General features: G+C 65.7%; 12 protein-coding genes. 7 read left to right on the top strand and 5 right to left on the bottom strand.

What is annotated here, in order from left to right; genetic code table 11:
* Positions 1 to 25: 25 nt before the first annotated feature.
* The 3 genes from CWS39_RS23575 to pdxH form a co-directional block, all read right to left on the bottom strand.
* Entirely contained in the window at positions 26 to 1,333 is a 1,308-nt protein-coding gene (locus CWS39_RS23575) for a citrate synthase (protein WP_102145321.1), read from the bottom strand.
* A 93-nt stretch (positions 1,334 to 1,426) separates the two neighbouring features.
* Positions 1,427 to 1,942 carry a TetR family transcriptional regulator gene (locus CWS39_RS23570; RefSeq protein ID WP_431306174.1) on the bottom strand — a complete coding sequence of 172 codons (516 nt, stop codon included), beginning with the start codon at positions 1,940 to 1,942 and terminating at the stop codon, positions 1,427 to 1,429.
* Between the two features lie 195 nt (positions 1,943 to 2,137).
* Entirely contained in the window at positions 2,138 to 2,791 is a 654-nt protein-coding gene (pdxH, locus tag CWS39_RS23565; protein ID WP_255413046.1) for a pyridoxamine 5'-phosphate oxidase, read from the bottom strand.
* 55 nt (positions 2,792 to 2,846) lie between these two features.
* Here pdxH and CWS39_RS23560 point away from each other — a divergent pair, with 55 nt between their 5' ends.
* The 3 genes from CWS39_RS23560 to CWS39_RS23550 all read left to right on the top strand — a co-directional run bounded on the left by CWS39_RS23560 (position 2,847) and on the right by CWS39_RS23550 (position 5,155).
* Positions 2,847 to 3,965, top strand: a complete 1,119-nt coding sequence (locus CWS39_RS23560) for a citrate synthase 2 (RefSeq protein ID WP_102145320.1) — start codon at positions 2,847 to 2,849, stop codon at positions 3,963 to 3,965.
* Entirely contained in the window at positions 3,962 to 4,564 is a 603-nt protein-coding gene (locus tag CWS39_RS23555; RefSeq protein ID WP_233213651.1) for a maleylpyruvate isomerase family mycothiol-dependent enzyme, read from the top strand. The genes CWS39_RS23560 and CWS39_RS23555 overlap by 4 nt, the downstream gene beginning before the upstream one ends.
* Positions 4,565 to 4,699: 135 nt before the next feature.
* Complete coding sequence (locus tag CWS39_RS23550) at positions 4,700 to 5,155, top strand: VOC family protein (protein ID WP_102145319.1); 456 nt, start codon at positions 4,700 to 4,702, stop codon at positions 5,153 to 5,155.
* A 3-nt stretch (positions 5,156 to 5,158) separates the two neighbouring features.
* On the opposite strand, the gene CWS39_RS23545 is transcribed toward CWS39_RS23550, so the two are convergent.
* Both CWS39_RS23545 and CWS39_RS23540 read right to left on the bottom strand, forming a co-directional pair.
* Positions 5,159 to 6,835 carry an FAD-dependent oxidoreductase gene (locus tag CWS39_RS23545; RefSeq protein ID WP_102145318.1) on the bottom strand — a complete coding sequence of 559 codons (1,677 nt, stop codon included), beginning with the start codon at positions 6,833 to 6,835 and terminating at the stop codon, positions 5,159 to 5,161.
* A 13-nt stretch (positions 6,836 to 6,848) separates the two neighbouring features.
* Positions 6,849 to 7,877, bottom strand: coding sequence for an AurF N-oxygenase family protein (locus CWS39_RS23540; RefSeq protein ID WP_102145317.1), 1,029 nt, complete (start codon positions 7,875 to 7,877; stop codon positions 6,849 to 6,851).
* A gap of 167 nt (positions 7,878 to 8,044) precedes the next feature.
* Here CWS39_RS23540 and serC point away from each other — a divergent pair, with 167 nt between their 5' ends.
* The 4 genes from serC to CWS39_RS23520 form a co-directional block, all read left to right on the top strand.
* Complete coding sequence (gene serC / locus CWS39_RS23535) at positions 8,045 to 9,157, top strand: phosphoserine transaminase (RefSeq protein ID WP_102145316.1); 1,113 nt, start codon at positions 8,045 to 8,047, stop codon at positions 9,155 to 9,157.
* Positions 9,158 to 9,245: 88 nt separating this feature from the next.
* Positions 9,246 to 10,013, top strand: a complete 768-nt coding sequence (gene sepH / locus CWS39_RS23530) for a septation protein SepH (RefSeq protein ID WP_102145315.1) — start codon at positions 9,246 to 9,248, stop codon at positions 10,011 to 10,013.
* A gap of 61 nt (positions 10,014 to 10,074) precedes the next feature.
* Positions 10,075 to 10,950, top strand: coding sequence for a hypothetical protein (locus tag CWS39_RS23525; RefSeq protein WP_102145314.1), 876 nt, complete (start codon positions 10,075 to 10,077; stop codon positions 10,948 to 10,950).
* Positions 10,951 to 11,482: 532 nt separating this feature from the next.
* Positions 11,483 to 13,136 (top strand): TPR repeat domain-containing protein (locus CWS39_RS23520; RefSeq protein WP_102145313.1); only part of this gene is annotated, 1,654 nt, incomplete at its 3' end.

Genomic DNA, 13,136 nt, shown 5'->3' with positions numbered 1-13,136 from the left:
GCTGAGGGCTGCTGTGTCGGCGAATTCAGCGGCTGCCGACGCCGACGTAGTCGCGTTCGGTGTAGCCCGTGTAGATCTGGCGCGGGCGGCCGATCTTGGACGGCCCCTCGTAATGCATCTCCCGCCAGTGCGCAATCCAGCCCGGCAGCCGGCCCAGCGCGAACAGCACGGTGAACATGCGCGTCGGGAAGCCCATCGCCCGGTAGATCACGCCGGTGTAGAAGTCGACGTTCGGATAGAGCTTGCGCTCGATGAAGAATTCGTCGGTCAACGCGACCTCTTCGAGCTGCTTGGCAATCGCGAGCAGGTCGTCGTCGCCGCCGAGCTTGCCGAGGATCTTGTCGGCCTGCTCCTTGACGATGCGGGCGCGCGGATCGTAGTTCTTGTAGACGCGGTGGCCGAAGCCCATCAGCTTGACGCCGTCCTCGCGGTTCTTCACCTTCTTGACGAACTCGCGGACACCGCCGCCGCCGGCGCGGATCTTCTCCAGCATCTCCAGCACCGCCTGGTTGGCGCCACCGTGCAGCGGGCCCCACAGCGCGTTGATGCCGCCGGAGATCGACGTGAACAGGTTGGCCTGCGACGAGCCGACCAGCCGCACCGTCGACGTCGAGCAGTTCTGCTCGTGGTCGGCGTGCAGGATCAGCAGCATGTCCAGCGCCCGCACGATCTCCGGATCGACCTCGTAGGGCTCGGCCGGGAACCCGAACGTCATCCGCAGGAAGTTCTCGACGAGCGTCAGCGAGTTGTCCGGGTAGAGGAACGGCTGGCCGACGGACTTCTTGTAGGCATAGGCCGCGATGGTCGGCAGCTTGGCCAGCAGCCGGATGGTCGACAGCTCCACCTGGTCGTTGTCCATCGGGTCCAGCGAGTCTTGGTAATACGCCGAGAGCGCGTTGACCGCCGACGACAGCACCGGCATCGGGTGCGCGTTGCGCGGGAATCCGTCGAAGAACCGCTTCAGGTCCTCATGCAGCAGGGTGTGCCGCTGGATCTGGTGGGTGAACTTCTCCAGCTGCTCCTTGGTGGGCAGCTCGCCGTAGATCAGCAGGTAGCTGACCTCGATGAACGTCGACTTCTCCGCGAGCTGCTCGATCGGGTAGCCGCGATAGCGCAGGATGCCGGCGTCGCCGTCGATGTACGTGATCGCGCTCTTGGTCGAGGCGGTGTTGACGAATCCGCCGTCGAAGGTGGTGTAGCCCGTCTTGGCCAGCAGCGATCCCAGCTCGATGCCGTCCGAGCCCTCCGTGGCATGCACTATCTCCAGGTCAAGCTCGCCACCGGGGTACTTCAGGGTGGCGTGCTCTTCACCACGGGACGAGTTATCGGCCACGGGAATCCCTTCTTCGCTGCCGGCACTGCAGAGTCTGCCCTACAAAAGGTAGTCCCATTCCCGCGGCCGTGCCCGGCCGGGGCGGGCAGTTGCTCACCCGGGTTGGCGGACACTCGCGACGACGTCGACGAACTGCGCATACGTCGCGTCCAGCCGCGCAACGATGTCGTCGACCGTCAAGGCGTCCCAATCGGTGGTGCCACTGAGATCTCCGAGCGCCGTCATGATGATCGTGCCGAAGATCGAGCCGACCAGCCGCAGCCGGGGATCGTCGCCCGCCACTCCCATCCGTTTGGCGAGTGCGACATTGACGGAGTCGCGCCGGAACTCCACGGCCGCCAGCCGCAACGTCGGCGAGGAGTTCACGATCCGCGCGCAGGCCAGCAGGCGTTCGGAGGTCATTCCGCTCGCGGGAGCGGTCTTGGTGCCCAGGAACGCCCGGATATGCGCGCGGTAGAGCGCGTCCAGGTGGTTCATGTCGGGCGGTTGCTGGGCCAGTTCGATCGCCACGATGTCGGTGACGTCGTCGATGAAGGCCAGCACCACGGCGTCCTTGGTGGCGAAGTACCGGCTGAACGTGCGGGGTGACACATCGGCGAAGGCAGCGATCTGGTCGACGGTCGTATCGTCGAATCCCTTGCCGCTCGCACAACTCGACCGCAGCGTCGATCAACGCTGCGCGAGTTCGCTGCTTTTTGCGTTCCCGCAGGCCGAGGCCGGTCTCACCCATGCTCGGATGTTAACCCGCGCCGTCGGGGCCCAGTGGCAGAGGTCACACTAAGCCCGCTGCGGGCGCGCACACCTCTAGGGCTGGAGCCGTTCGACGCGGCCGTCGGCCCAACGAATCCTGTTGTGCAGCCGGTTTTCTCGGCCCTGCCAGAATTCGACGACCTCGGGCGCGATCAGGTATCCGCCCCAATTGGGCGGTGGCGGAACCTCATCGACGTCGGCGAACCGTTCGGTGACTTCGGCCAACTGCTCCAGTAGCGCCGCACGCGAGGCGATGGGGCGGGACTGATCCGACGCCCATGCGCCCAGCTGCGAACCGCGCGGCCGCTTCGACCAATAGTCGGCGGTCACCTCGGCGGGCACTTTGGTGACGGGCCCTCGCACGTGTACCTGGCGACCGAGCAGATACCACGGGAAGGTTGCCGACGCGTACGGATTGGCGGCCAGATCCTCGCCCTTGGCGGAGTCATAGTTGGTGAAGAAGGTGATTCCGGACTCGTCCACGCTCTTGCACAGCACCGAGCGGGTCATGGGCCTGCCCCGGCGGTCGACGGTGCCGACCACCATCGCGTTCGGTTCGGCGACACCGGCTCGCTCGGCATCGGCCAACCACCTGCGCAACAGGGCAACCCACCCGTCAGCCAGCCAGTCGGCGTCGAGATCGCCGCAGCCGTCCTTCTCCGGGCCGTATTCCACCCGCATCGCCGCCAACCGGTCTTTGTCAGCCACGCGATCACGCTACGCCCCGAGTGTTCGGCCCCAACGCGGGTGCAAGAATCGGCCCATGACTGCCGTACCCGAGGACTTCGTCGAAGGACTGGAAGGCGTCGTGGCCTTCACCACCGAGATCGCCGAACCGGACAAGGACGGCGGCGCGCTGCGATATCGCGGGGTGGACATCGAGGATCTGGTCAACCGGCAGGTCACCTTCGGCGACGTGTGGGGGCTTTTGGTCGATGGCCGTTTCGGCCACGGTCTGCCACCGGCAGAACCGTTTCCGCTGCCGATCCACAGCGGTGACGTACGCGTCGACGTGCAGGCCGGGCTGGCCATGCTGGCCCCGATCTGGGGCTATCCGCCGATCCTCGATATCGACGACGCCACCGCCCGCGATCAGCTGGCCCGGGCGTCGGTGATGGCGCTGTCCTACGTCGCGCAGTCAGCCCGCGGCATCTACCAGCCCGCCGTACCGCAACGAATGATCGACGAATGTTCCACTGTCACAGAGCGATTCATGACCCGCTGGCAGGGCGAACCCGACCCCAAACACGTCGAGGCCATCGACGCCTACTGGGTGACCGCCGCCGAGCACGGGATGAATGCGTCGACGTTCACCGCGCGCGTGATCGCGTCCACCGGTGCCGATGTGGCGGCGGCGCTGTCGGGGGCGATCGGCGCGATGAGCGGCCCGCTGCACGGCGGCGCTCCGGCGCGGGTGATCCCGATGATCGAAGAAGTCGAACGCACCGGCGACGCGCGTGCCGTCGTCAAGGGCATTCTGGACCGCAACGAAAAGCTGATGGGCTTCGGCCATCGCGTGTACCGCGCCGAGGACCCGCGGGCGCGGGTGCTGCGGGCGACGGCCAAACGACTGGAGGCGCCGCGCTACGAAGTGGCGGCCGCGCTGGAGCAGGCCGCGCTGGCCGAGCTGCGGGAGCGTCGCCCCGACCGGGCGATCGAAACCAACGTCGAGTTCTGGGCGGCGGTGATCCTGGACTTCGCGCGGGTGCCGGCCAAGATGATGCCGGCGATGTTCACCTGCGGGCGTACCGCCGGGTGGTGTGCACACATTCTCGAGCAGAAGCGGCTGGGCAAGCTGGTGCGTCCGGCGGCGCTGTACGTCGGCCCGGCACCGCGCAGCCCGGAGTCGGTCGAGGGGTGGAACGAGATCGCCAAGCCGTGACGGTGTTCGCCTCAGCGGCAAGGAGTTTCGCCGCTCTGGTGCGCGAGATCCCCGACTCGCGGTGGGACGGGCCGGGCCTGGGTGAGTGGGATCTGCGGTCGCTGGTCGGGCACACGTCGCGCTCACTGATCACGGTGAGCAGCTACCTGCAGACCAGCGCGTCGAGGGAAGACATCGCGACGCCGCAGGAGTACTACGTGCGCGTCACGGGTTCGGCTTTGGGCCTCGACCCGGCCGACGTCGTTCAGCGCGGCCGGCAGGCCGGGAGGGATCTCGGCGACGATCCCGCCGCGACGATCGATGGGCTGGTGGCGCGGGCGTTAGGCGATGTCGAAGCCGCGGACGACCCGTTGATCGAAGTCATCGGCGGGTTGGGCATCCGGTTGTCCACCTATCTGCCGACCCGCGTGTTCGAGCTGGCGGTGCACGGGCTGGACATCGCCCGGGCGACCGGTCTGGATTTCGCGCTGCCCGACGAGGTGTTGGACGAGGCGGTGACGTTGGCGGCGCGCATCGGTGTGGCCCTCGGCAAGGGAGAGACGGTACTGCTGGCGTTGACCGGCCGCGAGGCATTGCCGCCGTCGTTCTCGGTGGTGTGATTCAGATGCCGACAGGCCGTTCGGTGCGCAGCGTCGGCCCGACTTGTCGGTGCCCGGTGGTTGTATGGCGATTGCGATGAGATCCGCCGCCGCGCGTGGTCTGTACGCGTAGCCCCCAACGAAAGGAAATGCCCAATGGCCATAGAAGTACAGCCCTCGGTGTCCCCCATGCTCACGGTCAGCGACGGTGCCGCCGCCATCGACTTCTACGTCAAGGCGTTCGACGCCGAGGAACTCGGCCGCGTGCCGGGACCCGACGGCAAGAGGCTCTACCACGCCGCGCTGCGGATCAACGGTGCCATGGTGATGCTCAACGACGACTTCCCGGAGATGGCCGACGGTAAGTCGTCGACGCCGGAAGCGCTCGGCGGTACACCGGTGACGATCCATTTGACCGTCAACGACGTCGACAAGAAGTTCCAAAAGGCCGTCGACGCCGGGGCGACGGTGGTGATGCCGTTGGAGGACATGTTCTGGGGTGACCGCTACGGCGAGCTCCAAGACCCGTTCGGTCATCGTTGGTCGATGGGCCAGCCGGTGCGCGAGGTCAGCGACGAGGAGATCGCCGAGGCGATCAAGCAGCCCCAGTAGGGCTCAGCGCCGCAAGCCGGCGAGCAGGCGCTCACGCATCGACGGGGCGGGTGCCGTCGATGCCGCGGCCAGCATGTCGGCGACGGTGGTGAACTTGTCACGGGGACGGTCGTCGCCGCCGCGGGAGATCTCCGCGGCGTCGATGGCCTTCCAGCCGGAGGCGTCGACGACGTCGGGCTGGCGGCTGCGAATCAGCTTCTCCAGCGCCGAGGCCCGAGCGTTCGGCGCGGCGAGCAGCCCGGCGTTGTAGTCGGCGACGAGGTTGCGCACGGTTTCGGCCGCGCACGATTTGTTGGTGCCGATGAAGCCCGTCGGGCCGCGTTTGATCCAGCCGGCGACGTAGCTGCCCGGCACCGGTCGGCCGTCGGCGTCGATGACGCGGCCGCCGTCGTTGGGCACCACGGCTGCGGACTCGTCGAACGGCAGATCGGCAATTGGCTTGCCGCGGTAGCCGATTGACGTCAGCACGAGGCCGGCGTCGATGCGACGCACCTCGTCGGTGCCGGTGACAACGAACTCGATGCCGGACGCGCGCCGTTCGCCCAGCACCCGCCGTGGCGTCAACCGATACGCCAGCCGGATGCGCGGTCGCATGATCGGGGCCGACGCGTCGCCGAGCTTGGTGAGGATCTCGAGCTTGTTGCGGGTCAACGGATCCTCGGTGACGCTGAGGTCGCGAACGACCAATTCGTGGTCGGCCGCGTCGAGTACGACATCGCACGTCGACGTCAAGCCGATCAGCTCCGGCAGCGTGAACGCGGACTGGGCGGGTCCGCGGCGTGCCGCGATCACCACCTCCTGCACACGCGATTCGCGCAGCGCGGCCAGCGCATGATCGGAGATGTCGGTGCGCGCCAATGCATCCGGATCGGCGGTCAGAATGCGGGCGACGTCGAGGGCGACGTTGCCGTTGCCGACGATGACCACCCGCTCGTGGCTCAAATCGACTGGCAGATCAGTGTATTCGGGATGGCCGTTGATCCACGCGACCAGCTCGGTGGCGGTGCCGGTGCCGGGCAGACCCATCCCGTCGATGTCGAGGCGCCGATCGTTGGGCGCGCCAACGGCATACAGCACGGCGTGGTGGTGCGCCAGCAGCTCGGCGTGGCTCACGTGCCTGCCCACCTCGACGTTGAGGAAGAACCGGAATTCCCGTCGCCCGGCGATTCTGTCGAAGAGCCGCGTCACCTGTTTGGTGCTCTGATGGTCGGGCGCCACGCCGGCGCGCACCAGCCCGTAGGGCGTCGGCAACTTCTCGAAGACGTTGACCCGCACGCCTTTCTGGGTCAGCAATTCGTCGGCGGCGTACATGGCCGCAGGGCCGGATCCGATGATCGCCACCGTCAACGGACCGTCGCCGCGTGGGTACACCACGGGCGCTTCGAGCACCGGCGCCAGCTTGGACGTCGGCGGCACCTTGCCCTCGCGCTTCGGGTAGTACGCCGCGTTCAGTTCGACGAACGGCAGCTGTTTGGGCTCCAGCTTGGTGTCGGGTGCGATCGCGCCGACCGGGCAGGCGCTCACGCACGCTCCGCAGTCGACGCATGCGGCCGGGTCGATGTAGAGCATCTCGGCCGTGGCGAAGCCCGGCTCGTCCGGCGTCGGGTGAATGCAGTTCACCGGACACGCGTAGACGCAGGACCCGTCGCTGCAGCACGACTGGGTGATCACATGGGGCACAGTGCGCTCCGCACTACGCGGCGGTCACCACGTGCTGGCGCTGCGGCTCGCTGCGATAGCGGCTGGGCGGTCCGTCGATCTTGCAGATCCGCCACATCAGCTTCGAGATCGGATTCATCAGGCCGGTGTCATGGCACAGCATCCGAACATCGCCGAACATGTCGCGCAGCATCTGACGGGACTCCGGCGATCGGAAGAACACCTCCTTGCGCACCGAGCGCGGGATGTCGAATTCCTTCCAGAACGCCCGTGGCGGCACGATGATCGCCGAGCACAGGATCCGCATGGTCAGCGGCACGTAGATCGACAACCAGAACCGCTTGCGCCGAGGCAGATGCGGGAGGCGCTTACGCAGGTACTCGTGCGCGAACGAGATGTGACGGGCCTCCTCCGCGACGTGGATGGCCATCACCTTCTCCATGATGGGGTGCAGCGCCTTGCCCTCGCGCAGGACGTTCTTCTGGGTGTGGTCGATGGGCTCCTCGCCGGCGAGGATGCCGAACCAGAACGGGATCGGCAGCGGGCCGGCGACCAGCGGGATGACCGGCTGAACCCACTTGAGCAGCCGCGGCATGCCCGGCACGTCGGCGCCGATGCGGTTCACCATCTCCTGGAACATCATGGTGTGGTTGCACTCTTCGACCGCCTCGTGCAGGCAGTACCGGTATTCCGGTGAGCCGTTGGGCGTCCAGAACGCGTACTCCATCAGTCCGCGGATCAGAATCGACTCGAAGTGCAGACCGACCTTGGCGACGTTGGCCTGTCGCCACATGCCGATCTCGATCTGCCGTTCCTTGGGCTGGGACTGGTACCACGGGTGCCGGCCGAACGGGTCGGTCTTCGGCAGGATCCAGCGCTCGTCGTTGGGCACGACGGCGAACTCGGGGGCGTCCCAGTCAATGTCGGTGTAGGGATTGAAATTGCGCCGCACCGACCCCTCGGACAGTGTGGTGAGCATCTCGACGTAGGCGGGGTCGTCGCTGACATCCATATTGCGTCGCCAGCGCCGAACCATGCGGGTGCGAGCCGTCTTCTGGGCCATTCGGTACCCTCCTATGAGGTTTACATTGACCGGCTTGATGTACAACGGTACCGGAGGTATCGGGTAAATGTCCATCCCCCGATACCTCCGCTGAGACGGACGTCACAACGCCGAGATCTCAAGAGTCGCATGTCTGCGCCGAGCGGCGCATCTCTAGGCTTGCACACATGGCCGAACTCACCATTCCCGCCGACCTCAAGCCGAAAGACGGACGCTTCGGCTCCGGCCCCTCCAAGGTGCGGCCGGAGCAACTGCAGGCGCTTGCCGCCGCGGGCGACCTGTTCGGCACGTCGCACCGCCAGGCTCCGGTGAAGAATCTGGTGGGCCGAGTCCGCGAGGGTGTACGGCAGCTGTTCTCGCTACCCGACGACTACGAGGTGATCCTCGGCAACGGCGGCTCGACAGCGTTCTGGGATGCGGCGGCGTTCGGTTTGATCGACAAGCGCTCGCTGCACCTGACCTACGGCGAGTTCAGCTCGAAGTTCGCCTCGGCCGTCGCCAAGAACCCGTTCGTCGGCGATCCCGTCGTCATCAAGTCCGAGCCGGGCAGCGCGCCCAAGCCGCAGTCCGACCCGTCGGTCGACGTCATCGCCTGGGCGCACAACGAAACCTCGACCGGTGTGGCGGTGCCGGTGCAGCGGCCGGAGGGTTCCGGCGACGCGTTGATCGTCATCGACGCCACGTCCGCGGCCGGCGGGCTGCCCGTCGACATCACCGATGCCGACGCGTACTACTTTGCGCCGCAGAAGAATCTCGCCGGTGACGGCGGGTTGTGGCTGGCGATTGTCAGTCCCGCCGCGCTGGCCCGCATCGAGGCGATCGCGGCCTCCGGACGCTGGGTGCCCGACTTCCTGTCGCTGCCGATCGCGCTGGAGAACAGCACCAAGAACCAGACCTACAACACGCCGGCGATCGGCACGCTGATCCTGCTCGCCGAGCAGCTGGACTGGATGCTGAGCAACGGCGGACTGGACTGGGCGGTCAAGCGCACCGCCGACTCGTCGCAGCGGCTGTACTCCTGGGCGGAGGCCTCGCCGTTCGCCACACCGTTTGTCACCGACCCCGAGCTGCGCTCGCAGGTGGTCGGCACCATCGACTTCTCCGACGACGTAGACGCTGGGGCCGTGGCGAAGGTGCTACGGGCCAACGGCATCGTCGACACCGAGCCGTACCGCAAACTCGGCCGCAACCAGCTGCGGATCGCGATGTTCGCGGCCGTCGACCCCGATGACGTCAGCGCACTGACCCGTTGCGTCGACTGGGTGGTGGAACGGCTCTGACCTGCGGCGTGTCTACACGGTAACGAGTAGATAACGCAGTAGGGTGACCTGCTAATCGGGCCATTGTCAGGCCCGGAGGAGGTCGGTTATGCGGGAACTCAAGGTCGTCGGGCTCGACGTCGATGGCAAACGGATCATCTGCGAAACTGACGACTCCAGCGAGACGTTCGCCCTGCGTGCCGACGATCGGTTGCGCGCCGCGATACGTGGCGACAAAGCCGGTTCGAGCCAATCCCGAAACGATGCCGAGGTCCCGACCATGTTGCGCCCCAAGGAGATTCAAGCCAAGATCCGGGCGGGCGCGTCCGTCGAGCAGATAGCCGCTTCGGCAGGTGTCCCGATCGAGCGGGTCGAGAGGTTCGCGCATCCGGTGTTGTTGGAGCGCGCCCGCGCAGCGGAGCTGGCAACGGCCGCGCACCCGGTGCTTGCCGACGGACCGTCGGTGCTGACGCTGCTGGAAACCGTGACGACAGCGCTCATCGCGCGCGGGTTGGATCCCGACGCGACCACGTGGGATGCGTGGCGCAACGAGGACGCTCGCTGGACTGTGCGGCTGGGGTGGACAGCGGGTAGGTCGGACAATCTCGCGCATTTCCGGTACAGCCCCGGCGCGCACGGCGGCACCGTGACCGCACTCGACGATGCGGCGTGCGAGCTAATCGACCCCGACTTCAACCGGCCGCTGCGGCCGGTGGCGCCGGTGGCCCAGCTCGACTTCGAAACCCCCGAGCCCCCGGCGCCGGCGCCCGAACCCGAGCCGGTCGAAGAGCCCAGGCCGCGCAGCCGCAAGGGCAAGCCGCCCGTGCCGGCCTGGGAGGACGTGCTGCTGGGCGTGCGCTCGGGCGGCCAACGCTAAGCCGCCTTCTGCGCCAAACATGTTGCCCCAGTAAAACTCCGCACGTGTAGCATCCCGTTTCGTGGCGGAGGAACGGGCGCTTATCCAGCAAGTTCGTGATGTCGCCACGGAACGCAATCGGCTGGATTTTCGGTTGGAGCAACTAATCCGGCAGGCGCGAGTCGCCGGTGTTCATGTGAACGATCTCGCATCGGCAGCGGGAACCTCGCCTAAGCAGATCTTCAAGATCCTGCGGATGCCACCGTTCGAGGCGATCGATCCGGCACGCTATCGGTGGTATGCGCCTGATCTGGTGCTGCCACAGCCTGATGCGGGCTTAACGATTGGCATCGGCACCGACCCAGCATGCAAGCCGCTCGCAACGTTTACCTTCGACGCCACCCATCCGGTGTTGTTGCTACTCGACAACATCAGGAACGACGGCGGCCGCGACGTGTGGCCGGTGATTGCGGCGAGTGTCACCGCCAGTGATGCGCGGGTAATGATCTATGGCCCGCGGCCACACCAAAATTGGGATTCGCCTACCTATTTCGGCGACTGGCCCCATGACGCGGACCGCCTCATATATGACTGCGAATCACGCGCCGACAAAATTAGCAAGGGCCGCGATCTGCGGCCGATGTTGGTTTGCCTGGACAGTTACGCACACAACAAGGCGGCCCTGCACACGATGAACGCGGTGATGGCGTTTGGAAATGTCGCGCGCGTCTACCTGATTTTGCGTAGCCAACGCTGGTCGACGCCACTGGCAATAGCCAACTCCGTACTTGCTGTCGGCGGTGCAAGTCACCATTCGATGCTGCCAGCGTTCACGCGGAATCTTCCTAACATCCCGACTCGCCGAGACACAGCGTTGCTGACCACGCCAGAAGGGATCGCTGAGATCGTCTTGCCACCGAATGCCGCGCCACAGGACACCAGATCCGCAGGGGCATAACTTGCACCGCAATCGGAACGACACAAGCCACTCAGCCCTGTGCCCCCACCAGCCGGTCAAACGGAATCTTGCTCCGTCGTTATCCCTTGCTTTCCCATAATCTGCTGCAGATTTTGGCGACGCTCGGTGCAGACCGGTGATGCTAAACTCATCCAGCAAACTACTACCGCGTCCTGTTTCGCTAAAAGGGGGTCTGATTGTCTGAGGATTTGCGCGTAGATCCTGTAGATGTGCGGATGGCCGCCGATCATGTTGATCTGGCCGGTGACAACCTGCGAGCGGGGCACGCTTCCGCCCACGAACGCATGGGCGCTGCTCAGCCGGATGGATTGGGACGAGTGCCGCTGCGCTGGCCTCGGCGGCGACGAAGTGGGAACAGGAGTCGGCTGATCTGTATGCCGAACTGGCAGGGCACGCCGGGGACTTCCGGGCGGCCGCGGCGCGTTATGTGACAACCGATGACCAGCAGGCTTCTAATATCGACAGCGCCGCCAGCAAACTGAGCGACGACATGGGGCTCTGACCCGTGGGGATGTCGCTGGCCGACGTTCAGCGATGGCAGCCTGAACAGATCGACGAAGTCTCAGAAGCGGCGGCACAACGCGCCCGCACGAGTGGCGAGCAGGCCCAGGCCCTGCGCAATTTGCAGGTGTTTTCGACTTGGAAGGGTGAAGCCGGCGAGGCCGCAAAGCAGGCGACTGAGCGCTCTGCCACCAAGCTGGACATGACGGCAAAAGAGTCGTTCCTGGTGTCTCTGGGCGCACAGAAATCTGCGCAAGACGTGCGGACGGTCAAGAATGACCTCGATGCCATCCTCCAGGACGCCGCCGCGAGTCCGGCAGTGACGATCGACACGGCCACCAACACGGTGATTCCACCAGATACAACAGGGTGGGATGAGGCGGAAGTCCAGGCGTTGGTGGACAAAATCGAAGACTTGGAAAACCGAATAGTTACGGTGCTGGCCAACGCAGAAGAAGCCGACGCGGACTTGGCGCGGGTGCTGACCGCCGCGACGGGCGGCGATCCGGCGACGCCCGCTGAACGAGGCGCCGCCGACGGCACCTCGTTACAGGACGGGCAACTGACCCCTGAGGAATCGGAACGCCTGGCTGAGAACACCACACTAACCCCCGAGCAGCTCGCGGCACTACAGCGCGGCAACCTCGTACTCCCCGCCAGCCAGATGGAGTACCTGCATCAGCTGTCACGATCGCTAGATGGCAAGAGCACACCCGAGATTCGTGCGCTGATGGACAAACTTGGAACTGATGGGGGTCGGCTCCAAGACGCCCTGCAGCTGGTGTCGAACGAACACATCAGCGCGGCCGGGATTGACCCGTCACTCAAACCTGGCGATGCCGGTTACGTGCCAGCGCGGGGCAGTTTCGATGCCCTCCCTGACGCCGTCCGACGCGATCTCACGAAATTCCCGTTGAACTTCGAGAAGACGAACGTCGGGGCGGGGGTTTATCCACAGGCGCGCCAGGAGCTTCGCGACCTAGCCGCGATGGTGGACAAGGGCAACCCGGCGTTGCAGCAAGGCACTAGCTTCGATCAGCACATGCTCAAGCAAGCCGAGATCATGCTTGACAATTCGAAGGTTCCGCCGGATGCGGTGCCATTGGTCAAGGGGCAGGTTGATCCGGTGTTGCAGGACATGCTGTCGGCCGCAGGTCGCGACCAGTTCGCGGTGTACGACGCGCTGGCGGGCGAAGGTAGCAAGCCGCCGAACGACAAGTTCATCGAGAACCTCATGACCCATCAATGGGCCGATGGCGGAGCCGCCGCCGGCAGTCTCTTACACGGCACAGCCCCGGTCGCCAACCCCACCGACCTAACCGACCCCACCCAGCTGGCCCAAGCCACGCGGGCGGGGGAAACCCTGAACGCAGTCGATCTATGGGCGGGCTCGCACTCTGACAAGCTGCTCAACATCGCCGGGACCGACGGTCAGTCTCTCGGCCAGGTCAATCCCGAACTCACCAAAGCGCTCGCCGAGGCCAACAAGCCCTACCTCGACGACATGATGAGCAACAACCTCGACAGCACTCGCGGATTCGACGCGCTCGACAATCCGCGGGAAGATGCGGGATTGACCAATACCCGAGGGCTCTTCTCAGTAATCGACACTAACGAAGACGCCGCGAGGAATGATCAGAACCTGTGGATGAGCCTCGGTGTGG

The sequence above is a fragment of the Mycobacterium hubeiense genome (genome assembly GCF_002838065.1).
GTDB classification, from domain to species: domain Bacteria; phylum Actinomycetota; class Actinomycetes; order Mycobacteriales; family Mycobacteriaceae; genus Mycobacterium; species Mycobacterium hubeiense.
This window is presented reverse-complemented; position numbering and strand designations above follow the sequence as displayed.

What these genes read in the sequence shown, in the direction of transcription:
- sepH (WP_102145315.1), top strand. Translation starts at nt 9,246, where the DNA reads ATGCGGGAACTCAAGGTCGTCGGGCTCGACGTCGATGGCAAACGGATC.
- serC (WP_102145316.1), top strand. Translation starts at nt 8,045, where the DNA reads ATGGCCGAACTCACCATTCCCGCCGACCTCAAGCCGAAAGACGGACGC.
- CWS39_RS23560 (WP_102145320.1), top strand. Translation starts at nt 2,847, where the DNA reads ATGACTGCCGTACCCGAGGACTTCGTCGAAGGACTGGAAGGCGTCGTG.
- CWS39_RS23550 (WP_102145319.1), top strand. Translation starts at nt 4,700, where the DNA reads ATGGCCATAGAAGTACAGCCCTCGGTGTCCCCCATGCTCACGGTCAGC.
- CWS39_RS23540 (WP_102145317.1), bottom strand. Translation starts at nt 7,877, where the DNA reads ATGGCCCAGAAGACGGCTCGCACCCGCATGGTTCGGCGCTGGCGACGC.